This window comes from Spiribacter halobius (assembly GCF_020883455.1).
GTDB classification, from domain to species: Bacteria; Pseudomonadota; Gammaproteobacteria; order Nitrococcales; family Nitrococcaceae; genus Sediminicurvatus; species Sediminicurvatus halobius.
Genome location: NZ_CP086615.1, coordinates 680,950 through 704,165, shown reverse-complemented (window position 1 = coordinate 704,165; position 23,216 = coordinate 680,950). Strand labels below are relative to the sequence as shown.

The window sequence follows — 23,216 nt, the reverse complement described above, 5'->3', positions numbered from 1 at the left end:
ATGACCGAGCTGCTCTACTACCGGGATCCCTACGCACGTGAGACCGCGGCGCGGGTGCTGGCGGCGGACGAGCACGGCCTCGTCCTCGACCGCACCGTCTGCTACGTGCGAGGCGGCGGCCAGCCCGGGGACCGGGCACGCCTGCGCATGGCGGCCGGGGAGGTCGCCGTCACCGACACCCTGCGCGGCCCCGACGGCCGGCCGCGCCATGTGCTCCCGGCAGACGCGGGGATGCCTGCGCCAGGGGAGCGCGTGACGGTCAGCCTGGACTGGCCGCGCCGCCACCGGCACATGCGCGTGCACACGGCGCTGCACCTGCTGGTTTCGCTCATTCCCGCCGGCGTCACCGGTGGCGCCATCGGCGAGGCCGAGGGCCGGCTGGACTTCGACGCCGCGGACCTTGCGCTCGATGTCGAAGCGCTCACCGCCGGCCTGCGGGCCCTTGTGGCCGCCGACCACCCGGTGCGCGTGGAGTACGTGGACGAGACGCTGCTCGACCAGCGCCCGGAGCTGGTGCGAACCATGTCCGTGCAGCCACCCCGGGGCACCGGGCAGCTGCGCATGGTGCGGATCGGCGAGGACGTGGACTACCAGCCCTGCGGCGGCACCCACGTCGCCCGCACCGGCGAGATCGGCCCGGTTCGCGTTACCGCCATCCGCAGCAAGGGCCGGCGCAACCGCCGGGTGACCCTCGCCCTCGAGGCCCCGTGACATGACCGGGCTCACCGTGCAGGGCTTCCTGCTGCCGCTCGCGCTGTTCGCCTTCACCATGTCGGTGACGCCGGGGCCGAACAACATCATGCTCACCGCCTCGGGGGCCAACTACGGCTTCCGCCGCACGCTGCCCCACATGCTCGGGGTGAGCCTCGGCTTCTGCAGCCTGATCCTGATCGTGGCCGCGGGCCTCGGCGCCCTGTTCATCCGCTACCCGGAGCTGCAGACCGCGCTGCGGATGGCGGGGAGCGCCTACCTGCTCTATCTCGCCTGGCGCATTGCCCGCGCAGCGCCGCCTTCGGAGCGGGCCCCCGGCGAGGGCCGGCCGCTGCGCTTTCACGAGGCGGCGGCATTCCAGTACGTGAACCCGAAGGCATGGGTGATGGCGATCACGGCGGTGGGCACCTTTACCCTCGCCGGCGACGGCTACGTCGCTTCCGCCGCCGCGGTCGCGGTGGTCTGCACCCTGGTCAACCTGCCCTCGGTGAGTCTCTGGGCGGGTTTCGGCGTCGCCATCGCGCGCCTCCTGCGCACTCCGGCCGCCTGGCGGGCCTTCAACGTCACCATGGGCCTGCTCACCGCCAGCTGCGTTTGGCTCATCGCCGCCCGCTAGCCCGCATATCTCACCGCTTCACGCCTATGGGGGTGGAGATATGCGGGCTAGATGGGCAACACCGCGCTGGGAGCCCGGTTATGCCGAGCAAATCCCTTGCGGGCATGAAGGCCAGGCTTCACGCGCCGAGGCTTGGCAGGAACCGGCAGCGCCTCCCGGGACACGCCGTGGAGACATCCCTGTGTCGCCCGGAAAGCGGCGGCTGCTCGGGCCGCCGAGGCAGGTCCGGGCGTGGTGTCTTCTGCCGGGACACGCCGTGAACCCATCCCTGGGGGCTCGAAGGCGACATCCCTGTCGCCTACGGTCCCGGCAGAAGACACCACGCCCGGACCTTCACCCGCCGGGGCTTATCAGGCGTCAATGTGCCACGGCGGTTGAAGGGCCGGAGCCGGTAGCGCCTCCCGGGACCGTAGGCGAGAGGGACCTCGCCTACGAGCCTACAGGGACGTATTCACGGCGTGTCCCGGGAGGCGCTGCCGGCTCCGGCCCTGCCCCGGCGCGTGAAGGCGCCTGCAATTTCCGGCATTCGCCTGGTGCAGCCGAGCTCGCACGGATACTAGTTGGAGAAAATGACGCCCACGCCGAAGCGGACCCTGGGCGGGGTTGGTGTGTCCCGGCGGCGGGGCCAGAGCTCCAGCTGCTCGGCGGCCACCACCGGGTAGGTGTAGGCATGCTCACCGACACGGCCGTCCCGGGTACCGGTGACCGGGCCGACCACGCTGACCTCCCGGCCCGGGGCGTAATCCGCCGGGTCGAGGAAGCCCTCCTCCACGATCAGGAAACGACCCGTGGCGCTGCGGTCGGTGTCCGGGCGCTGGTCCCGCGCCAGGGGATAACCCAGCACCTCCAGCAGGGTCTCCTCGGCCTCGTTGGTCACCCCTACCACGGTGCCGCCCCATAGCACCCGCCGGCCCTCGGCGCCGTCGCCCAGCACCGCGTCCCGGGGCTGCAGGTCGCGGTCGGCGTTCGACGCATCCAGCGGCGGCGTGGCGCAGCCGACAAGGGCGATGGCGGCCAGCACGGCGAGGAGGGCTCGAGTCACGGGTGCCATTCCTCTCCCGACATCAGTAATACCAGGGGTAGCGATGAGGGTAGAAGGGACTGTAGTACGGCCCGTACCAGGGGTCATAGTACCGCGGCGGCGGCGCCGGCGCCGGCTCTGCCCAGAGGACGTGGCGCTCCACCGCCACCACCGGATAGCGATAGGGGTAGTCGCCGATCCGCCGGGTCTCGGCGCCTACGACCTCGCCCACCACGGTGATCTCGCGGCCGGCGGCATACTCCGCCGGATCCACGAACCCCTCGAAGCGCGCGAGAAAACGCCCGCCGGCGGTCGTGTCGCCGGGCCGCCCGCCGCCCTGCAGGGCACGGGCGAGAACGGCGATGCGGGTCTCTCCGGAGGTGTTCTCCACCTCGACGATGCGCCCGCCCCAGCGCACCCGCTCGCCCGCGAAGGCATCGGGGTCGGCACGCACCGCGGCAGGCATCGGCGCCGACTCCGGCACGCCCTGGAGCGCCTCGGGCATGTTGGCGCAACCGGCGAGCAGGAGTGTGGTGATCAGGGCAACGAAGACACGCATAGCATCCCGCTCCAGCCTGGCCTCATCGGGCGCGGTGACGCGCCAGTGCCGCAAGCGCGGCGCCTGTCTGTTCGATCAGCGCAGCCGGGCTCAGTTCAATCTCCAGGCCGCGCCGACCGCCGCTCACGTACACCAGCGCCTGAGCGCGGGCGCTTTGATCCAGCACCGCAGGCAGCCGGCGCTTCTGGCCGAAGGGGCTGATGCCGCCCAGGACGTAGCCGGTGGCACGCTCGGCAGTGGCCGCCTCGGCGAGGGCCGCCCGCTTCCAGCCCAGGGCGGCCGCGGCTGCCTTGAGGTCCACCTCCGCGGTCACCGGCACCATGGCGACGGCCAGCCGAGAGTCCGGCGCGCTGAGCACGAGGGTCTTGAACACGGCCGCCGCGGGCAGGCCCAGCACCTCCACAGCCTCCATGCCGTAGGAGGCGACGGCCGGGTCGTGCCGGTATTCGAGCAGCCGGTGGGCCACGCGCGCCCGGCGCAGAGCGGCCACCGCCGGGGTCATGGCCTCGCCAGCGCCCGGTCGTAGGCGGCCTCGAAGTCGCCAGGGGACTCGGCGGTCACGTCCAGGTCGTGCAGCCGGCCGTCCTCGAGATCATAGACCCAGCCGTGCACCGCGAGCGGCTGGCCGCGGGCCCAGGCGTCCCGCACCACGGGCGTGCGCGCGACGTTGCGCACCTGCTCGAGGACGTTGAGCTCGCAGAGGCGGTGCACCCGCGCCTCCGGCTCGAGGGGGTCGAGCATGTTCCGGTGCAGCCGGTAGACCTGCCTGACGTGGCCAAGCCAGTGCTCCACCAGGCCGGCCGGCGCCGAGTCCAGGGCCGCCCGCACCCCGCCGCAGCCGTAATGCCCACAGACGATGACGTGGCGCACCTTGAGCACGTCCACACCGTAGGCAAGCACCGAGAGCGCGTTCAGGTCGCTCGGCACGATCTGATTGGCGATATTGCGGTGGACGAAGACGTCCCCGGGCGGCAGGTCCACCACGTCGTTCGCCGGCACGCGGCTGTCGGCACAGCCGATCCATAGATATGGAGGGCTCTGCTGCCGGGCCTGGCGGTGGAAGAACTCAGGCTCGCGGGCGCGCAATCGCTCCGACCAGCGCCGGTTGTTGTCGAAGAGCTGGGGCAGCAGCCGCATGACCCTCACCTCGCTGCGGTTTCCTGCGCACGGCACTATAGCCCTAGCCCGGATATCTTACCGATTCGCGAAGCGAGGGCGTGGAGATGGCGGGCAGGACAAGGCGCGGGAGAGTCCGGGCGCGCAGGCGTACTCGACAGTACGTCGAGCACCCGGACCGAGCGAAACGCCGGACTGCCCGCCAGATCCGCGACCGCAGCCGTGAATCGGTAAGATATCCGGGCTGGGGAAGCAACGCTACATGATGTCGATCAGGCGCTCGCCAGTCTCACCGCTGCCGCATCCAGCAGGCCCATCGCCAGGAGCGGTCCGGCGAAGTCCTCCGGTAGCGGCGCCGTCACCCGCCGGCGCAGGCCGGCCTCGCACCAGCTGATGCGCCAGGCGTGCAGGAGCAGACGGTGACTGTCGAAGTGCGCACGCACCAGACGGTTGTGGCGCCCGTCGCCGTGGGTCGTGTCCCCGACCACGGGATGGCTGATGCCGGCCATGTGCCGGCGCAGCTGATGCCGCCGCCCCGTGAGCGGCACCAGGGCCACCAGCGCATAGCGGGCCGTCGGCCATTTCGCCACCGGAATCGGCAGCTGCACCCGGGTCAGCGTACGGAAGCGCGTGCGGGCCAGGCGCGGCTCGCCGCCCTTGTGCCGCGCCAGAGGCCGGGCGATGAGCCCGCTCGCCGGCGGCCAGCCGCGCACCAGGGCCAGGTAGAGCTTGCCCATTCGATGTTCGCGAAAGCGCTCGGCTACCGCGCCGGCGGCCCCGGGGTCGAGGCCGAAGAGCAGCACGCCGGAGGTCGCCCGGTCCAGCCGATGCACCGGGTAGATGCGCTGCCCGAGCTGGTCGCGCACACGCTGAAGCGCGACTTCGCGGGTGCCGTCCAGCCCGGTGCGGTGGACCAGCAGCCCGGAGGGCTTGTGCACCGCGATCAGCCGTTCGTCCCGGTAGAGCACCGGCAAGGGCGGCGGCCGCACTTCAGCCATCCACGCGGGCCTGCTCCAGGGCCTCCTCGGCGGCCATCCACTCCTGCTCCAGCTCGTCGCGGCGCTGTTCCAGCCGGCCCTGGCGGCGCAGCAGATCGTTCAGCTCGCCCTTGCGCTCCGGCGCGTACAGCGCGGGATCGGCCAGCGCCTTCTCCATCTCGGCGAGCTCACCGTGGGTGCGCTCCAGCGCCCGCACTGCATCCTCCACCCGTCGCCGCAGGGGCTGCAGGGCCTGACGGCGCTGTGCCTCGGCGCGGCGATCGTCACGCCGACCGGTGGCACGCGGCCGGGGCGCGGCGCGCGCGGCCGGCGCGGCGGCGCCCTCCCGCCGCTGACGACCCAGCCAGCGGCGGTAGTCCTCGAGATCGCCGTCGAAGGCGCGCACCCGGCCATCCGCCACCAGCCAGTAATCGGCCACCGTGGTCTGCAGCAGGTAGCGGTCGTGGGAGACCACGACCACCGCCCCCTCGAAGCCCTGCAGCGCCACGTTGAGCGCGTGACGCATCTCCAGGTCCAGATGGTTGGTGGGCTCGTCCAGCAGCAGCAGGTTGGGCGCCTGCCAGACCAGCAGCGCCAGCACCAGGCGTGCCTTCTCACCCCCCGAGAGCGGCGCCACCGGCGCCAGCGCCTGCTCGCCGTGGAAGCCGAAACCGCCAAGGAAATCACGCAGCCGTTGCGGCTCCGCCCGCGGCGACAGCCGCGAGAGATGCAGCGCCGGGCTCGCCGCCGGGTCCAGCTGCTCGAGCTGATGCTGGGCGAAGTAGCCGACCGCGAGGTTCCGGGCGCGCTGGATCTCCCCACGCAGAGGCTCGAGCTCGCCGGCGAGGGCCCGCACCAGGGTCGACTTGCCCGCCCCGTTCGGTCCGAGCAGGCCGATGCGGTCGCCCGGCGCCAGGGTGTGGCGAAGGCCCTCCAGCAGCGGCTTGCCGCCGTAGCCGAGGCTCACATTCTCCAGCGCCAGCAGCGGGTTGCCCGCCGGCGGCGCCGGCGGAAACTCGAACCGGAACGGCGAGTCGACGTGCGCGGGGGCAACCGTCTCCATGCGCTCCAGCGCCTTTATCCGGCTCTGGGCCGCTCGCGCCTTGGTGGCCTTGGCCCGGAAGCGCTCGATGAAGCGCTCCATATGGGCGATCTCGCGCTGCTGGCGCTCGAACAGCGCCTGCTGCTGTGCCAGCCGTTCCGCTCGCTGGCGCTCGAAGGCCGTGTACCCGCCGCGGTAGAACGTCAGCCGGCGGTGCTCGATGTGGAGGATGCCGTCCACCACCGCATCCAGGAAGTCACGGTCATGGGCGATGAGCAGCAGGGTGCCGCCGTAGTTGCGCAGCCACTGCTCGAGCCAGAGCACCGCCTCCAGATCCAGATGGTTGGTGGGCTCGTCCAGCAGCAGCAGATCAGAGGGGCACATCAGTGCCCGTGCCAGATTGAGCCGCACCCGCCAGCCGCCGGAGAACTCCGCCACCGGGCGCTGGTGCGTCTCCGGGGCGAAGCCCAGCCCGTGCAGCAGCTCCCCCGCCCGCGCCTCGGCGTCATAGCCGCCGGCGGCCTCGAGGCGGGCATGGGCGTGGGCGATGCGCTCGCCGTCCCCGCCCTCGTGAGCCGCGGCCACCTCCGCCTCCGCGGCCCGCAGCTCGCTGTCGCCATCGAGCACGAACTCCAGCGCCGGCCGTGCCAGCGCCGGGGTCTCCTGGGCCATGTGCGAGATGGTCCAGTGCCCGGGCACGTGCACCGCCCCGGCATCGGCCCCGAGCTCGCCCTGCAGCAGCGCAAACAGGGAGCTCTTGCCGGTGCCGTTGGCGCCCACCAGCCCGACCTTCTGCCCGGCATGGAGGGTCACATCGGCCCCTTCCAGCAACACGTCGGGTCCGCGGCGCAGGGCGAGATTCTCGAATCGGATCATATGGCCGCCAACTCAGGCGCCGTCACTCCGGCGCTTCCGCCCCGCAGTTCCAGCACACCGCGAACTGGCCCTCGACCTGCTCGCCGCAGCGCGGGCAGGTCCAGCCCGTGCCGGGCGCAGGCGCGGACTCCAGCTCGGCGACCAGCCGCTCGGCGGCGAACGCGTCCTCGTCCGCCACCCACACCTGGGGCCAGACCTCGTTCGGCGGCAGCTCGCCGACACCGCCGGCCAGGTGCCGGTTGCGCACCACGCAGTCGATGCCGCGGCCCTCCAGCAGGGCCGCGACGTGGCCAACGAGGAGCGGATCCGCTGCCGTGTAGACACGCTTCATGGCAGCGCGTAGCCCGCCCCCGGTTGCCACGCGGCGAGCCCGCGGAGCAACCGGTCGTGATGGTCGCGACGCTCGGGGTCCGGATCACGGCGCACCGGCATCGCGGCGACCGCCTCCCGATGCGCGGCCGGCAGCCCGTGCCACTCGGCACCGCGCAGCACCAGATCCCGGTACCAGTCGAAAGGACGCCAGCCGGTGACCACATGGCTCGGCAGGGCACGGTACAGGAACACCTCCAGCGCCTCCCCGGCGGTGGTCTCCACCGTCTCCAGGGCGAGCTCGTAGCCACCGGGGCCGAGGCCCTCGACCCGGTCAAGGGCCGCGAAATCCGCCGGATCGAGACGGTATACGGCGCCGGGAAGGCGATGCGTGGGCTCGCCGGTGCCGTGGGCATCCGCCTTCGCGGAGCCATCGGCATCGCTACGCTTGTGGAAGCGCAGCACGTGCCCGGGCAGCTCCGCCACGGCCACGAGCTCCGCGGTAGGCGTACGCAGCCCGAGCCGCAGCGGATGCAGATTGGAGCCATAGGCGAAATAGCAGCAGGGGCGGTCGCTGACCATGGGGCAGGCGCCTCCGGGCTTCGGCCTTCGGGATCGAGAGGCTAACATAGCGCCCATGACAGCCCTCGACGATCTCGCCCGACGCCTGGAAGCCCTCCTCGACCGCGTGGAGCCGCTCATCCCCGACACCGACCCGGCCCCCGACTGGGGCGCCGGCGTCGCCTTCCGCTGGCGGCGGCGGACCGGAGGCAGCCGGCTGGAGCCGCTGCCGCGGACCCACCACATCCGCCTGGCGGACCTGCAGCACATCGACCGCCAGAAGGCGGAGGTGGACCGCAACACCCGGCAGTTCCTCGCCGGTCTGCCGGCGAACAATGTCCTGCTCTCCGGTTCCCGCGGCACGGGCAAGTCGTCGCTGGTGAAGGCACTGCTCACCGAATATGCGGGGCAGGGTCTGCGGCTCATCGAGGTGGAGGCCCACGACCTCATCGATCTGCCCGAGATCGTCGGCCTGGTCCACCAGCGCCCGGAGCGCTTCGTCCTCTTCTGCGACGACCTCTCCTTCGAGGCCGACGACCCGAGCTACAAGGCCCTGAAGGCGGTGCTGGACGGCTCCGTCGCCGCCCCGCCGGACAACCTCATCCTCTACGCCACCTCCAACCGCCGGCACCTGCTGCCGGAGTACATGAGCGACAACGAGCAGGCCCGCAACGTCGACGGCGAGATCCACCACGGCGAGGCCGTGGAGGAGAGGATCTCGCTGTCCGAGCGCTTCGGCCTCTGGCTGTCTTTCTACCCCTTCGACCAGCAGCGATATCTCGACATCTGCTTCGCCTGGCTCGCCCAGCTCGGGGCCGAGGCCCATCCCGAGGACGAGCAGGTCCGCCGCGCCGCCCTCCAGTTCGCCCTCGCCCGCGGCTCCCGCAGCGGTCGCGTGGCCTGGCAGTTCGCCCGCGACTGGGCCGGCCGCCAGGGCCTGACCTGAGCGGTCAGGCGCTGGCGGCCGTGCAAAGCCGTAGGTCGGCATCGGCCGCAGGCGGACGCCGACATCCCGGGTCCGCGGCGCTGGCACAGGATTGCTCCTTCGGTGCCCAGGGCGGAGCGTGGTGGCCGCTTCCGGGACACGCCGTGAACCCATCCATGGGGGCTCGAAGGCGACATCCCTGTCGCCTACGGTCCCGGAAGCGGCCACCACGCTCCGCCCCGAACGCGCCCGGGCTGATCCGCGACCAACGGCATTTGGTCATCGGCACGAGGCAAGTACGGGTCACCAGTAACGCTGAATGCGCCCCGGCGGATGGTGGGCGGGGAGTGGTCCCCTCTTCCGGGACCCTCTGCGGCAGGGATGCCGCAGTGGAGCCTCCAGGGACGGATTCACGGCGTGTCCCGGGAGAGGGGACCGCTCCCCGCCCCATGGCACCATCGCCAGGCCTATGTCGGCGTCCGCCTGCGGCGGATGCCGACCTACGATGCTACGAGCCCCCAGGGATGGGTTCACGGCGTGTCCCGGAAGCGGCCACCACGCTCCGCCCCGGGCACCAGCGCACGACAACCCCCGGCGTCGCGGATGAAGGATGTCGGCGTCCGCCTTTGGCGGATGCCGACCTTGTATGCTGCGCTTGAAGCTTTTCGAGCTTCACGAACCGGTTACCGGGGAAGCCGCGCCGACCTGGAGGCAGTCGCCGACTGACCTCGTACGTAGAGCGGCTCCCCGCCTCATTGCCAACTTCGAGGAGTATCCGGAAGCCAGCCGCGCTGGACTTCGCATCACAAGGTCGAAGCGGCAACAACTGCGAGGTCGGGGAGCCTGGTAGCCAGTCTCTCTCAGTCACCTTCAGGAGGCCAAGAGGATGTGCAACGTCGGGGTCGATATCGCCGCTGCAAGCTTTGAGCTGGTCACACGCAAGGCGGGGCGCAACAGCCCTTCGAAGCGCTTCGAGCAGACCCCACAGGGCCATCGCCGCGCCATCGCCCACCTCCAGCGCCTCGCCCCCGAGCGCATCGTGCTCGAGGCCACCGGCGTGTACTTCCTCGATCTCGCCCTCGCGCTGCACCAGGCGGGGCTGCCCGTGTGCGTGATCAACCCGCGCGCGTTCAAGCACTTCGCCGAGCTCAAGCTCACCGGCTCGAAGACCGATCCCATCGACGCGGCACTGCTCGCCGACTACGCCGAGTGCATGCGCCCGCCCCTGTGGCAGCCCCCGCGCGAGAGCGCCCTCGCCCTGCGCGAGCTCGGCCGCCAGGTCAACCGCCTCGTCGGCGAGCGCACCCAGGCGAAGAACCGCCTCCACGCCCTCGGCGCCAAGCAGGCCACGCCGGCGCTGGTCATCGACGACGAGCGCGAGGGCATCGCCGCGCTCGATCGGCGCATCGAGCGCCTGCGCGCCGCGGCACTCGAGCTGATCAACGCCGATGCCACCCTCCAGGCGCAGTTCCGCGCCCTCACCGCCGCCGTCGGCGTCGGCGAGGTCAGCGCCATCACGCTCATCGCCGAGCTCTGCACGCTCCCCGAGCAGCTCAAGGCCAAGCAGGTCGCCCGCCACGCCGGGCTCGACGTGCGCCTCAACCAATCCGGTACCAGCGTCGCCCGCCCCGGGCGGCTCAGCAAGGCCGGCAACGCCTACCTGCGCGCGGCGCTGTTCATGCCGGCCATGGTCGCCATCCAGAACGATCCCTACGCCAAGGCCTTCTACGAGGCGCTCATCGCCCGCGGCAAAAAGCGCATCCAGGCCATCTGCGCGGTCATGCGCAAGTATCTCACCGGCATCTGGGCGTGCCTTCGCACCCAACAGCCCTTCGACAGTAGCCAGCTGTTCAGCAGCAACCACATGCAGAAGGCTTGACCCGGCAAGGGAGTATCTACGGTGCTGCCGACAACGCCCACACACTCATGAGCGCAGAGCCGGAGCGCCCAGGCTTCGGCGCAGCGGTCCGGCCCGCCGGGCGAGGCGATAGCCGAGCAGGGTGGCGAGGATGCCCGCGTAGATCAGCGGCTCGGTCCAGCGGTTGGCCTTGATCAGCAGGAAGAAATGCGCGACGCCGAGAATGGCTGCCGGGTAGACCAGCCAGTGGAGCTGCTTCCAGCGCCGGCCAAGGCGGCGCATCCAGCCCTGGGTCGAGGTCACGGCCAGCGGCACCAGCAGCAGGAAGGCCGAGAAGCCGACCAGAATGTAGGGACGGTTGGCAATGTCGTCGAGAATGCCTGCAAGCCGCAGGGAATGCTCGAAGACCACGAACACGGACAGGTGCAGCACCACGTAGCTGAAGGCGAACAGCCCCAGCATCCGGCGCAGCCGGATCAGCCAGGCGGCGCCGGTGAGCCAGCGCAACGGCGTGATGGCCAGCGTCACCAGCAGCAGCCGCAGCCCCCAGTCGCCGAGCTCACGCAGCAGCGTCTCCACCGGATTGACACCGAGCCCCCCGGTAAACAGATCCCGCAGCAGCAGGCCCGCCGGCGCCAGGCAGAGGCCGAAGACCACGATGCGCAGCGCGAGCAGCACCCGAGGCGGGAGCTGCGTCGGCACTCGCAGCGAGGCTGCGCCCATCAGTAGTGCTTCTCCAGATCCATGCCGGCGTAGAGGTCCGCCACCTGCTCGCCGTAGCCGTTGAACATCAGCGTATCGCGCTTGAAGAACTCGCCGATGCGCCGCTCCCGGGCCTGGCTCCAGCGCGGATGGTCCACGTTGGGATTGACGTTGGCGTAGAAGCCGTACTCCTCGGGGGCGATGAGATTCCAGGTGGTTTCCGGCTCGGTCTCCTGCAGGTGGATGCGCACCACCGACTTGATGCTCTTGAAACCGTACTTCCAGGGCACCACCAGCCGAATCGGCGCGCCGTTCTGGGACGGCATCTCCTTACCGTAGAGGCCCGTTGCCAGAATGGTCAGCGGATTCATGGCCTCGTCCATGCGCAGGCCCTCGGTATAGGGCCAGTCGATGCTCGCCAGGAAGGAAAAGCCGCTGCTGCTCTGGGCCGGCATCTGCTCGGGATCGAGGAGCGTATAGAACTTGACGTATTTCGCCCGCGAGGTCGGCCGTGCCCGCTCGAGGACACTCGCCAGCGGCACTCCGGCCCAGGGCACGACCATGGACCAGGCCTCGACGCAGCGCAGGCGATAGATTCGCTCCTCGACGGTCAGCCCCCGCAGGAAGTCGTCGAAGTCATAGGTGCCGGTATTCTCGGCCTCGCCGGTGACCTCCACCGTCCAGGGCCGATGCTGGAGCAGCTCCGGCGCCCGGGCCATGGGGTCGGACTTGCCGGTGCCATACTCGTAGAAGTTGTTGTAGCTGGTGATCTCGTCGTAGTCGTTGGCCGGCTCGTCGGTGCTGAAGCGGCTATCCGGCAGCTCCCCCAGCGGCTCCAGGGCGTCCATCGGCTTCGCGGTAACGAAGCCCGGCGCTACCAGGGAACCCGCCGCGGCCAGCGCCGACGTGCGCAGGAACCGCCGGCGATCCCGATACACAGACTCCGGCGTGATTTCGGAAGGTTTGACCTCCCACGATCTGGGAATACGGATCAACATGATGGCAGGCCCCGCTGTCTCGGTGATTCAATGTTTCGGACTGCCCCCGCCCCGCTCTAGTTCGCCGCCATGGGGTTTCTACGGACACGCCCGCCCGATGCCCCGTAGGAGCGGTCTCCGACCGCGAGACCGCGCGCAGCGTGGTAACAGGCACCGGAAGCGCCGCCCGCCCTGAAACAGCCCCGGCGGGTTGCAGGCGGGGAGCGGGCGCCTCTCCCGGGACGCTCTGCGGCAGGGATGCCGCAGTGCAGGCTACATGGATGTATTCACGCCGTGTCCCGGGAGAGGCGCCCGCTCCCCGCCCGGGCACGGCGTCCATCGCTGCCTTCAGGTCCATGTCACCGGGCTGCGCGCGGTCTCGCGGTCGGAGACCGCTTCTCTAAAGCGGCCCCCGGAGTCAACCTCCCGGGTTGTAAAAGGAAGGCTGGCCGAGGCCTCAGGCTTCTCTACGTGGTCGCCCCCGTGGGGGCGCCGACAGGATGGGATGTACGAGAACGCCGTCCGGAATCTCCCAAACACGGGGTCACTGCCCCAAGCGGTCTGCAGGATCGGCGTCCTCGATACCCCGGCCAACCTGTTTGCTCGCTTTGAGCGCTCGCTTTGAGCGCTGTGCTGCGCGTTGCGCTACCTCCCGGCGGTCGTGATCAGGCACCCACCGCCCGCTCGGGCCAGGCCTTGAAGCGCTCACCGCTCACCCAGAGCCGGTGGAGGAGTACCGCCAGTTTGCGCGCCAGCGCCACCTTCGCCTTCGCCTGGCCCTTGCGCTCGGCAAGCCGCAAGCCCCAGCGCCTGAGCGCGCAGTCCCGACCGCGGACCAGCAGCGAATGCGCGGCCTCCACCAGGTGCCAGCGCAGGAGCTTGTCGCCCTCACGGCTGATGCGCCCCTGTACCTGGAGCTCGCCGGACTGGTAGATCCGCGGCGTGAGCCCCGCGTAGTCGGCCACCTCATCACCACTGGCGAACCGCCGCGGGTCATCGATGGTGGCCACGTACGCCTGGCTGACCAGCGGACCCACTCCGGGCACGCTCGCCAGGCGCTCCGCCACCGCATGCTCGCGCGCCTCGCGCTCGATCTCCCGGCGCAGGCGCCGCGCCTCACCGAGCGCATGCTCGTAGGCCGCGAGCAGCGGCTCCAGGTAGGCCGCCAGCCCCGGCACGTGCTCGGCGCACAGCGCACGCACCCGCGGCGCAAACTCGCCCTTGCTCACCCGGCCAACCCGCACCCCGTGCGCGCGCAGCAGCCCCCGCACCCGCGCCGCGAAGCCCTTGTAGGCCTCCACCAGCCCCTGACGCGCCTGCAGCCGCGAGCGCTGCAACCGCGCCTCAGCCGACTTGCGGTGCACCGCCGTGTACCAGCCCGCCTGAGCCATGCGCGCCAGCGTCCGGGCGTCCCGCCGGTCGGTCTTCTTCGAGGCATCCATCAGCCGCTTCGCCGAGCGCGCATCGATCACCACCGCCTCATGGCCAGCATCCTCGACCACCAACGCCACCCACTCCGCTAGCGGCGTGCTCTCGATGACCACCCGCGTCGCCTCAAGGCCCGAGAACGCCTCCATCAGCGCCCCCGCCTCGGTCGCCACCGTGCGCTCGAGGATCACCTCGGCGTTCGCGTCCACCACGCAAACCGTGCTTGCCCGATTCGCCACATCGATGCCAGCGTAGAGCATGGAGACAACCTCCCTTTCCGTTGAGGCGCCTTCGGCGACCTCGTGAATCTGCTCGGGAGGTTGTCTCCTCCTTCCCACTCCACTCAAGCCGCAGGCCGCTTTACTCCATCTCCCACACCCGGCCGATGGCCGCTAGTCGCCGAGGGCGCGACGGGCGTTGCGGAAGAGGCGCATCCAGGGGCCGTCCTCGCCCCACTCGTTTGGGTGCCAGGAGTGCTGGACCGTGCGGAACACGCGCTCCGGGTGCGGCATCATGATGGTGACGCGGCCGTCCCGGCTGCTGAAGCCCGTCACCCCAAGGGGAGACCCGTTGGGGTTGGCCGGATAATGCGCCGCCGGCCGGCCGCGGCCGTCGACGTAGCGCAGGCCCACTGCTCCGGCCGCCATCGCCTTGCGCGGGCCCGTGTCAGCGGCGAACACCGCCTGGCCCTCGCCGTGGGCCACCACGATGGGCAGGCGCGATCCGGTCATGCCCTCCAGCAGCAGCGAGGTGGAGTCCACCACCTCCACCATGGCGAGGCGCGCCTCGTACTGGGCACTGCGGTTGTGGGTGAAGTGCGGCCAGAGCTCGCTGCCGGGAACCAGCTCGCGCAGCTCGGCGAGCATCTGACAGCCGTTGCACACGCCGAGCGCCAGCGTGTCGGGGCGCTCGAAGAACGCCGCGAAGGCCTCGCGCAGGACCGGGTTGAACAGGATCGTGCGCGCCCAGCCGGCACCGGCGCCGAGGACGTCGCCATAGGAGAAGCCGCCGCAGGCCACCAGGGCCTGGCAGTCCGCCAGCTGCCGGCGGCCCGCTATCAGGTCGGTCGTGTGGACGTCCACGGCATCGAATCCGGCGCGCTCGAAGGCTGCCGCCATCTCCGCCTGGCTGTTCACCCCCTGCTCCCGCAGCACCGCCACCCGGGGGCGGGCGCCGCGGGTGACATGGGGCGCCGCCACGTCTTCGGCCGGGTCGAAGGAGAGCGCCGCGTGCAGCCCCGGATCGTCGTCGTCCAGCAATGCCTCGAACGCCTCGCGCGCGCAATCGGGGTCGTCGCGCAGGGACTGCAGGCGATGGCTCGTCTCCGCCCAGGTGCGCTCCAGCCCGGCGCGGGTGTCGTCGAGGAGCAGGTGCTGGCCGTGCCACAGGCGGATGCGCTGATCGTCCCGGGGCGTGCCGATGTCGTGCAGATGCCGGGCGAGCCCGGCCTCCCGGAACACCGCCTGCACCCGCGGAAGCTCCGACTCGTGCACCTGCAGCACCACGCCGAGCTCCTCACTGAAGCCCGCCGCCAGCGCCTCCGCCCCGGCGGGCGCAAGGTCCACCTCGAGACCGCAGCGCCCGGCGAAGGCCATCTCCACCAGGGTCGTGAACAGTCCGCCGTCGGAGCGGTCGTGGCAGGCGAGAATCCGGCCCTCCGCGAGCAGGTCCTGCACGGCGGCGAAGGCCCGGGCGAGCGCCTCCGGGTCTTCCAGGTCCGCGGGCCTGTCGCCGAGCTGTCCATGGACCTGGGCGAGCGCCGAGGCACCGAGCCGGTTGCGCCCGCCGCCCAGGTCCAGCAGCAGCAGCCGCGTCCCGGCGCCGCCGGGCTGCAGCGCCGGCGTCACCGTCCGGCGCACGTCGGCCACCGGGACGAAGGCGGAGATGACCAGCGTTAGCGGCCCCGTGACGGCACGCTCCGCGTCCCCTTCGCGCCAGACCGTCTTCATGGAGAGGGAATCCTTGCCCACCGGGATGGCGAGCCCGAGGCGCGGGCAGAGCTCCATGGCCACGGCGTGCACGGTGTCGTAGAGGCGGGCGTCTTCGCCGGGATGGCCGCAGGCCGCCATCCAGTTGGCGGAGAGGTTCACCCGCCGCAGCGCACCCACCGGCGCCCCCATCAGGTTGGTGATCGCCTCGCCCACGGCGAGTCGGCCCGAGGCTGGGGCATCCAGCAGGGCCACCGGCCCGCGCTCGCCCATGGCCATCGCCTCGCCGGCGTAGCCGTCGTAGTCGGCCAGCGTCAGCGCGCAGTCCGCCACCGGCACCTGCCAGGGGCCGACCATCTGATCGCGGGCGACGAGGCCGGTGACGAAGCGGTCCGCGATGGTGATGAGGAATTCCTTGGAGGCCACCGTGGGCAGGCGCAGCACCCGGGTGGCCGCCTCGGCGAAGTCGATGCCCGCCAGCGCCAGCGGCTCGCGCGCGGGCGCCCGGCGCTTGACCGTGCGCAGCATCTTCGGCGGCTTGCCGAGCAGCAGCTCCATGGGCAGGTCCACCGGCAGGTTGTCGAAGTAGCCATCGCCCACCACCAGCCGCCGCTCGTCGGTGGCCTCGCCGACCACCGCATAGGGGGCACGCTCGCGGGCGCAGAGTGCCTCGAACACCGCCAGCCGCTCCGGATCCAGGGCGATGACGTACCGCTCCTGGGCCTCGTTGCACCAGAGCTCCAGCGGCGAGAGCCCGGGCTCGGCGCTGGGCACGGTGCGCAGCTCGATGCGCCCGCCCCGGCCGGAATCGTCGAGGAGCTCGGGCAGGGCGTTGGAGAGCCCGCCGGCGCCGACGTCGTGGATGGAGACGATGGGGTTGTCGTCGCCGAGCCGCCAGCAGGCGTCGATCACCTCCTGGCAGCGGCGCTCCATCTCGGGATTGCTGCGTTGCACGGAGGCGAAGTCCAGCGCCTCCTCGCTGGCGCCGCTTGCCACCGAGGACGCCGCGCCGCCGCCGAGGCCGATGAGCATCGCCGGCCCGCCCAGCACCACCAGCGGCGCACCGGGGGCCGCCGTGCCCTTGTCCACCTGCCCCGGACGGATGCTGCCCATGCCCCCGGCGATCATCACCGGCTTGTGATAGCCGCGCAGCTCACGGCCGCTGACTCCGGGAACGCTCTGCTCGTAGCTGCGGAAGTAGCCGGCGAGCTGTGGACGGCCGAACTCGTTGCCGTAGCGCGCCGCGCCGATGGGGCCGTCCAGCATGATCTGCAGCGCCGAGGCGATGCGTGCCGGGCGGCCGTGGTCCGCCTCCCAGGGCTGCTCGAAGCCGGGGATGCGCAGACTGGACACGGAGAAGCCGGCAAGACCCGCCTTGCTGCGGGCGCCACGGCCGGTGGCCGCCTCGTCCCGGATCTCCCCGCCGACACCGGTGGCCGCGCCGGCAAAGGGCGAGATGGCGGTGGGATGATTGTGGGTCTCCACCTTCATCACCAGATGCGAGGGCTCGCGCTGGCGCCGGTAGCGGCCGCTGTCGGCATCGGGCAGGAAGCGCTCGGCCATCTCGCCCTCGACCACGGCGGCGTTGTCGCTGTAGGCGGAGAGCACGCCTTCGGGGCGGTTGGCGTGGGTGTGCCGGATCATGGCGAACAGCGACCGCGGCGCCGGCCGGCCGTCGATGACCCAGTCGGCGTTGAAGATCTTGTGCCGGCAATGCTCGGAGTTCGCCTGGGCGAACATCATCAGCTCGATGTCCGTCGGGTTGCGATCGAGCGTCTGGTAGTTCTCCAGCAGGTAATCGATCTCGTCGGCGGCCAGTGCCAGCCCGAGGTCGCGGTCCGCGGCCTCCAGCGCCTCACGCCCGCTCCCGAGCACATCGACGCTGGCAAGCGGGCGCGGCGCCTCGGTACGGAACAGACCCTCGGCCTCGGCGGCATCGAACAGCACGGACTCGGTCATGCGGTCGTGCAGCAGGGGGGCCAGCCGGTTGAGCGCGGCATCGCCCACCGGCCGCCCCTCGGCGTCGGAGAACCGATACAGGATTCCGCGCTCGATCCGGTGCACGGCGCTGAGGCCGCAATTGTGGGCGATGTCGGTGGCCTTGCTCGCCCAGGGCGAGAAGGTGCCGAGGCGCGGCACCACCAGCAGGCTGCCGGGCTCTGCCTCCGGAACGGGCCCGGCATCCGCGCAGCCGAGCAGCGCGCGCAGCTGCCGCGCTCCGGCAGCGTCCAGGCGCTCCTCCGTGTCCACGAAGTAGCACTCCCGCGCCTCGAGGGCGGCGACGGCGGGCGCGGCTTCGCGCGCCTTCTCCAGCAGGCGTTGCCGGCGGAAGCCAGGCAGAGCATCACGGGCGAGCAGGCTGATCATGGCGGTATCCCTGACGAGCACCGCCGGCCCGGAGGCCGGCGGTGAATGGCGCGGATCCGATTCAGGGGCGCAGGCGCTCCGCCAGCACGGACAGCACCTGGCGCGCCACCCCCGGATTGGCCGGGTCGCCGTCGGCGGTACGCAACCGCAGCCGCGAGCCGTCGCCACGCGGTGCCACCTCGAGGCGGTAACGCCCCACCGGTGGCACCGGATCGTCGCGCCAGAACGCGAGGGAGGCGAAAAACCCGTCCTCTTCTTCCGGCCCCTCGGCGGCATCGTAGCGCAACGTGTAGGCCCGCGCCTGGGCATCCCGCGCCTCCACGGCGAAGGCGCTGCGCTGCAGGATGCGCCCGGTCACGCGCCAGGCCACGTCCGGCGGCAGACCGCTGTCCAGCACCGGCTCGCCGCCGGCCCGGTCCAGCAGCTCGGTGGGATCACGGTCGTCGCTTCGGGCTTCCACGCGGACGCGATCGTCGCCGCCATCGCCGCCGGCCACGGGCTCCCCGCCGGCGCCGTCCCCGGAGAGGATATTCGGCGGGCGCAACAGGCGCTCGGCCTCGGTCTCGGGTTCGTCGTCGCCGAAGAACGGCAGGCCGCTGCAGCCGGTGAGCAGCAGCAGGCCGACGAAGACCGCCGGCGGCGCGAGCGGCCGCCGCGTCACAGGATCTCCGCGAGCTTCAGCGCCTGCCGCACGGTCTCATGATGCTGATCGGAGAGCGGCGTCATGGGCAGGCGGATGCCGGGCCCGATCAGCCCCATCTGCTGCAGTGCCCACTTCACCGGAATCGGATTGGTCTCGACGAAGAGCGCCTTGTGCAGGGCCGCGAGCAGGGCGTCGATGCGCTCGGCCTCGGCGCGGTCGCCAGCCAGCGCGGCGGCGCACATCTCGTGCATCAGCCGTGGCGCGACGTTGGCGGTCACCGAGATGCAGCCCTTGGCGCCGGCGAGCATCAGGGCCAGGTTCTTGGCATCCTCGCCGCAGAACACATCGATGCGGTCGCCACAGCGCTCGAGGATGTCCTCGGTGCGCTGGACGTTCCCCGAGGCCTCCTTGATGCCCACGATATTGGACACGCTGGCGAGCCTTTCCACCGTATCCGGCAGCAGGTCCACCGCCGTGCGCCCCGGCACGTTGTAGAGAATCTGCGGGATCGGCACCTCGTCGGCCACCGTGAGAAAATGCCGGTAGAGGCCTTCCTGGGTAGGCTTGTTGTAGTAGGGGGTGACCAGCAGCGCCGCGTCGCAGCCCCCCTCCATCGCGCAGCGGGTGAGCTTGACCGCCTCCCAGGTGGAGTTCGCGCCGGTACCGCCGATCACGGTGATGCGCCCCGCGGCCATCTCCACCACCCGGCGCATGACGTAGCAGTGCTCGTCATAATCGAGGGTCGCGGACTCGCCGGTGGTGCCGACGGCAACGATGGCGTCGGTGCCGTTCTCGATGTGGAACTCGACCAGGCGCGCCAGGGCGGTCTCGTCCAGGGCGCCGTCGTCGAGCATGGGCGTGGCCATCGCCACCATGCTGCCCCGGAACATGCGCTTGCCCTCCGACGACGATGAGATGAGAAGCCGGGATGGTAGCGATGCGGCCCGGGGCTGACAAGCAGCGCCGACGGGCGCTGCCCCGGGCTGCGCGCCGCAGGCGCGTGCTACACTCCCGCGGCTGAAACGGGCACCAGCGGGGCGGGCGACGCCGGCAGGCATGCAGAACAATTTCCTCGTCATCTCGGCGCTCGGCGAAGACCGGGCGGGCATCGTCAACGAGCTCTCGCGCGTGATCTCGGATACCGGCTGCAACATCGAGGACAGCCGGATGACCGTGCTCGGCGGGGACTTCGCCATCATCCTGCTGGTGGAGGGCCGTTGGAACGAGCTCGCCAAGCTCGAGGCCACCCTGCCGGGTGTCGGCCGCCGGCTGGGACTCGCCGTGCACGCCAAGCGCACGACACCGGCCCGCCGCGAGGGCAACCTTCTGCCGTACACGGTGGAGGTGGTCTCCATCGACCATCCGGGGATCGTCAACCAGCTGGCCAACTTCTTCTCCAGCCGCGAGATCAACATCCGCGACATGGCCACCACCAGCTACGCCGCCGCCCACACCGGGACGCCGATGTTCCAGGTACAGATGACGGTGGACGTCCCCGCAGCCATGCACATCGCCCGTCTGCGCGAGGACTTCATGGACTTCTGCGACCAGCTCAACCTGGACGCGATCATCGAGCCGGTGAAAGGCTAGCGGGCTGCGGCCGCTGGCCGCAGCCCGCTAGCCAGTTCAAGGTTCAAAGTTCAAAGTTCAAAGCCCGGACGGGACTTGCGGGCACTTCCGCGCCCTGCGGCACTCTTTGAACTTTGAACTCGGAACTTTGAACTGCGCCCCCGAAGGAGCCCGGATGGCCACCATCGCCACAGACGCCCCCAACGCCGCCCCCGCCAGACCCATCGTCACCCCCCTGGGGGCGCTCCCCTGATGCGGCGGGCCTGGCTGCTGGATACCTCCGTGCTGCTGCACGACCCGGCGGCGCTGTTCCGGTTCGGGGGCGACGACCTCTATCTGCCGCTGGCGGTGCTGCGGGGGCTGGATGCCGCCCGCCACGGCAGCAGTGACGAGGCCCGCAACGCGCTCCAGGCGGCGCGTTTCCTGGACGGGCTGCTGGCCGGCGCCGGACCCCAGGCGCTGGAGCGCGGCCTGCCTCTGGGCGACGGCCTCGGGCGGCTGCACTTCCTCACCGCCGAGACCCGGCACGAGGGCAGCGACGCTGTCCTCGAGGCCGCCGAGACCCTCGCCCACACCCGCCCGGATGTGCGCCTCACCCTGGTCGCCCGGGACATCAACCTGCGCATCCAGGCCACGGTCCTCGGCGTCCACGCCGAGGACCACGAGAGCGAGGCACGCCTGGACGACCCCGAGCTCCTGCCCACCGGCATGCACGAGGTCGCCGCCCTGCCGGGCGACGACGAGCCGCCCTGGCTGCACCCGGCGGAGGGCGTGGCACCGAACGAGTTCCTGATCGACGGCAACGGCCGCCTGGCGCGGGCGGTCGCGGTCGGCGACAACGGCGCCCGGCTGCAGGCGGTGCCCGACACCACGGAGACGGGCGATTCCGTCTGGGGCATCCACGCCCGCAACCGCGAGCAGTGTCTGGCGCTCGACCTGCTGCTCGATCCGGAGGTGGACTTCGTCACCCTGCTCGGGCCGGCCGGCACCGGCAAGACGCTGCTGGCGCTGGCCGCCGGGCTCGCCCAGACCCTGGAGGGCCAGCGCTACCGCGAGATCCTCATGACCCGGGCCACGGTCGCCATCGGCGAGGAGATCGGCTACCTGCCCGGCACCGAGGAGGAGAAGATGACGCCCTGGATGGGCGCGCTCATGGACAACCTGGAAGTGCTCGCCGAGCCGGCCGGCGCCGGCCGCTGGGGCCAGGCCGCCACCCGGGATGTCCTGCAGAGCCGGATCCGGGTGCGCTCGCTGAACTTCATGCGCGGCCGCACCCTGCTGAACCGCTACGTCGTGCTGGACGAGGCGCAGAATCTGACCCCACAGCAGATGCGCACCCTCATCACCCGCGCCGGCCCCGGCACCAAGGTGGTCTGCCTCGGCAACATCGGCCAGATCGACACGCCCTTCCTCACTCCCACCACCTCGGGCCTGACCTACGTGGTCCGCCGCTTCCGCCCCTGGGACCACGCCGGCCACCTGACCCTGACCCGCGGCGAGCGCTCGCGGCTGGCGGACTTCGCCTCGCAGGCGCTGTGACAGCGCCTGCGCGTTCAAAGTTGACAGTTCAAAGTTCAAAGTGATTACGCACTTGCCCCAGCCAGCGTTACGGCATCGCCGCCCGCGGAAGACGGTGCAGGCGCCGGCAGGGTGGCGTGGGGTGGGAGCGGCCGGGACCGTAGGCGAGAGGGATCTCGCCTACGAGCCTCCAGGGACGGATTCACGGCGTGTCCCGGGCGCTCCCGCCCCACGACACACCCGGCACGGCCTCAAACCCGCTAGCGGCACCGCGGATACCGGGCCGGCATTGCCTAGCGCTTGCCCGCCAGGGCCTCGTCGGCCTTGATCTCCCGGGGGCGGAGCGGTGCCTCGTCGTCGCGGGCGGCGGCGCGGCTTTCGTCGGTGGCGCGGGGCCAGGCGTTGAGGACGGCCTGGATCACCGTCGCCAGGGGGATGGCGAAGAACACGCCCCAGAAGCCCCAGATGCCGCCGAAGATCAGGATGGCGACAATGATCGCCACCGGGTGCAGGTTGACCGCCTCGGAGAAGAGCACCGGCACCAGGATGTTGGCGTCGATGGCCTGGATGATGGCGTAGGCCACGAGGACCCATACGAACTCGCTGCTGGTGCCAAACTGGAAGTAGGCGACGATGGCGATGGGCAGGGTGACCACGGTGGCGCCCACGTAGGGGATGATCACCGACAGCCCCACCAGCAGCGCCAGCAGCATGGCGAAATCGAGATTCAGGAACAGGAACGTCACGTAGCTGCCCGCCCAGACGATGGCGATCTCGACGAACTTGCCGCGCACGTAGTTGCCGATCTGCAGATCCACCTCGCGCCAGACGGAGCTCGCCAGGCCATGGTGGCGGGGCATGAAGCGCCCGAGCCAGCCGAGGATCTTGTCCTTGTCCCAGAGGAAGAAAAAGATCAGCACCGGCAGCAGCACCGCGTAGACCACGATCGTCAGCACCATCACCACCGAGGCGAGCGATATGGACGAGGCCACGCCACGGGCGTAGGCCACCGCCTCGCGCCGGATGCCGTCCAGCAGCGCCGAAATCTGCTCGGTCGAGAACAGGTGCGGATAGCGCTCGGGCAGGCGCAGCAGCGCCGCCTGGCCCTGCTCCAGCATCGCCGGCAGATTCTCCACCAGCTGCAGGATCTGGCGCATGATGGTCGGCACCAGGGCGAACAGCACCAGCGTCAGGCAGAACAGGAACACGGTGAATATCAGCAGCACCGCCAGCCGCCGCGGCACCCCGTAGCGGGCCAGCACCCGCACCACGCCCTCCAGCAGATAGGCGAGCACCACCGAGGCGAATACCGGCACCAGCATGCTGCCGAAGAACGTGATGATGCCGAAGCCCACCAGCAGCACCACGGTGAGCGCCACTACCTGTGGGTCGCTCAGGTGGCGATAGATCCAGTCCCGGACGGTGTACATCGGCGATGCCAAGCGCGGAGCCCCCTGCTGCCGTGGCCAGACGGCGCCGGCCGTCGGGCCCAGTCGCTATACTTTCCCACAGG

The 23,216-nt window shown here is 71.0% G+C and carries 21 protein-coding genes; 6 read left to right on the top strand and 15 right to left on the bottom strand.

Features of this window, described 5'->3' with window-relative positions:
* Both LMH63_RS03250 and LMH63_RS03245 read left to right on the top strand, forming a co-directional pair.
* Positions 1-711, top strand: a complete 711-nt coding sequence (locus LMH63_RS03250; protein ID WP_109679412.1) for an alanyl-tRNA editing protein — start codon at positions 1-3, stop codon at positions 709-711.
* A 1-nt stretch (position 712) separates the two neighbouring features.
* Positions 713-1,327, top strand: a complete 615-nt coding sequence (locus tag LMH63_RS03245; protein WP_109679413.1) for a LysE family translocator — start codon at positions 713-715, stop codon at positions 1,325-1,327.
* 556 nt (positions 1,328-1,883) lie between these two features.
* On the opposite strand, the gene LMH63_RS03240 is transcribed toward LMH63_RS03245, so the two are convergent.
* The 8 genes from LMH63_RS03240 to LMH63_RS03205 all read right to left on the bottom strand — a co-directional run bounded on the left by LMH63_RS03240 (position 1,884) and on the right by LMH63_RS03205 (position 7,809).
* Positions 1,884-2,378, bottom strand: coding sequence for a Slp family lipoprotein (locus LMH63_RS03240; RefSeq protein WP_109680378.1), 495 nt, complete (start codon positions 2,376-2,378; stop codon positions 1,884-1,886).
* Positions 2,379-2,391: 13 nt separating this feature from the next.
* Entirely contained in the window at positions 2,392-2,907 is a 516-nt protein-coding gene (locus LMH63_RS03235) for a Slp family lipoprotein (protein WP_109680377.1), read from the bottom strand.
* Positions 2,908-2,929: 22 nt separating this feature from the next.
* A complete protein-coding gene (gene ybaK / locus LMH63_RS03230) occupies positions 2,930-3,409 on the bottom strand; it encodes a Cys-tRNA(Pro) deacylase (protein ID WP_109680376.1) in 480 nt (159 codons plus the stop codon).
* Positions 3,406-4,044 carry a carbonate dehydratase gene (gene can, locus LMH63_RS03225; RefSeq protein ID WP_109680375.1) on the bottom strand — a complete coding sequence of 213 codons (639 nt, stop codon included), beginning with the start codon at positions 4,042-4,044 and terminating at the stop codon, positions 3,406-3,408. Before can ends, ybaK begins: the two co-directional genes overlap by 4 nt.
* Positions 4,045-4,295: 251 nt before the next feature.
* Entirely contained in the window at positions 4,296-5,021 is a 726-nt protein-coding gene (locus LMH63_RS03220) for a pseudouridine synthase (protein WP_109680374.1), read from the bottom strand.
* Positions 5,014-6,918, bottom strand: a complete 1,905-nt coding sequence (locus tag LMH63_RS03215) for an ATP-binding cassette domain-containing protein (RefSeq protein ID WP_109680373.1) — start codon at positions 6,916-6,918, stop codon at positions 5,014-5,016. Before LMH63_RS03215 ends, LMH63_RS03220 begins: the two co-directional genes overlap by 8 nt.
* 22 nt (positions 6,919-6,940) lie before the next feature.
* Entirely contained in the window at positions 6,941-7,249 is a 309-nt protein-coding gene (locus LMH63_RS03210; protein ID WP_109680372.1) for a putative signal transducing protein, read from the bottom strand.
* A complete protein-coding gene (locus tag LMH63_RS03205; RefSeq protein ID WP_109680371.1) occupies positions 7,246-7,809 on the bottom strand; it encodes a gamma-glutamylcyclotransferase family protein in 564 nt (187 codons plus the stop codon). The genes LMH63_RS03210 and LMH63_RS03205 overlap by 4 nt, the downstream gene beginning before the upstream one ends.
* Before the next feature lie 55 nt (positions 7,810-7,864).
* On the opposite strand from LMH63_RS03205, the gene LMH63_RS03200 reads away from it, so the two are divergent.
* Both LMH63_RS03200 and LMH63_RS03195 read left to right on the top strand, forming a co-directional pair.
* Entirely contained in the window at positions 7,865-8,734 is an 870-nt protein-coding gene (locus LMH63_RS03200) for an ATP-binding protein (protein WP_109680370.1), read from the top strand.
* 865 nt (positions 8,735-9,599) lie between these two features.
* Positions 9,600-10,592 carry an IS110 family RNA-guided transposase gene (locus tag LMH63_RS03195; protein WP_229332711.1) on the top strand — a complete coding sequence of 331 codons (993 nt, stop codon included), beginning with the start codon at positions 9,600-9,602 and terminating at the stop codon, positions 10,590-10,592.
* A gap of 45 nt (positions 10,593-10,637) precedes the next feature.
* On the opposite strand, the gene msrQ is transcribed toward LMH63_RS03195, so the two are convergent.
* The 6 genes from msrQ to dapA form a co-directional block, all read right to left on the bottom strand.
* Positions 10,638-11,294: a protein-methionine-sulfoxide reductase heme-binding subunit MsrQ gene (gene msrQ, locus LMH63_RS03190; protein WP_109680415.1), complete on the bottom strand. Its 657-nt coding sequence runs from the start codon at positions 11,292-11,294 to the stop codon at positions 10,638-10,640.
* Positions 11,294-12,271: a protein-methionine-sulfoxide reductase catalytic subunit MsrP gene (gene msrP, locus LMH63_RS03185; protein WP_109680416.1), complete on the bottom strand. Its 978-nt coding sequence runs from the start codon at positions 12,269-12,271 to the stop codon at positions 11,294-11,296. Before msrP ends, msrQ begins: the two co-directional genes overlap by 1 nt.
* 644 nt (positions 12,272-12,915) lie before the next feature.
* Positions 12,916-13,938, bottom strand: coding sequence for an IS110 family RNA-guided transposase (locus LMH63_RS03180; protein ID WP_109680427.1), 1,023 nt, complete (start codon positions 13,936-13,938; stop codon positions 12,916-12,918).
* Positions 13,939-14,070: 132 nt separating this feature from the next.
* Positions 14,071-17,973, bottom strand: a complete 3,903-nt coding sequence (purL, locus tag LMH63_RS03175) for a phosphoribosylformylglycinamidine synthase (protein WP_109680302.1) — start codon at positions 17,971-17,973, stop codon at positions 14,071-14,073.
* Positions 17,974-18,034: 61 nt separating this feature from the next.
* Entirely contained in the window at positions 18,035-18,634 is a 600-nt protein-coding gene (gene bamC, locus LMH63_RS03170; RefSeq protein ID WP_109680303.1) for an NlpB/DapX family lipoprotein, read from the bottom strand.
* Complete coding sequence (gene dapA / locus LMH63_RS03165; RefSeq protein ID WP_109680304.1) at positions 18,631-19,506, bottom strand: 4-hydroxy-tetrahydrodipicolinate synthase; 876 nt, start codon at positions 19,504-19,506, stop codon at positions 18,631-18,633. Before dapA ends, bamC begins: the two co-directional genes overlap by 4 nt.
* Before the next feature lie 166 nt (positions 19,507-19,672).
* Here dapA and LMH63_RS03160 point away from each other — a divergent pair, with 166 nt between their 5' ends.
* Positions 19,673-20,206: a glycine cleavage system transcriptional repressor gene (locus LMH63_RS03160; protein WP_109680305.1), complete on the top strand. Its 534-nt coding sequence runs from the start codon at positions 19,673-19,675 to the stop codon at positions 20,204-20,206.
* Positions 20,207-20,437: 231 nt separating this feature from the next.
* The gene (locus LMH63_RS03155) at positions 20,438-21,724 is read left to right on the top strand and encodes a PhoH family protein (protein ID WP_109680306.1); all 1,287 of its coding nucleotides are present in this window, start codon (positions 20,438-20,440) and stop codon (positions 21,722-21,724) included.
* Between the two features lie 272 nt (positions 21,725-21,996).
* On the opposite strand, the gene LMH63_RS03150 is transcribed toward LMH63_RS03155, so the two are convergent.
* A complete protein-coding gene (locus LMH63_RS03150) occupies positions 21,997-23,133 on the bottom strand; it encodes an AI-2E family transporter (protein ID WP_109680307.1) in 1,137 nt (378 codons plus the stop codon).
* Positions 23,134-23,216 lie beyond the last annotated feature (83 nt).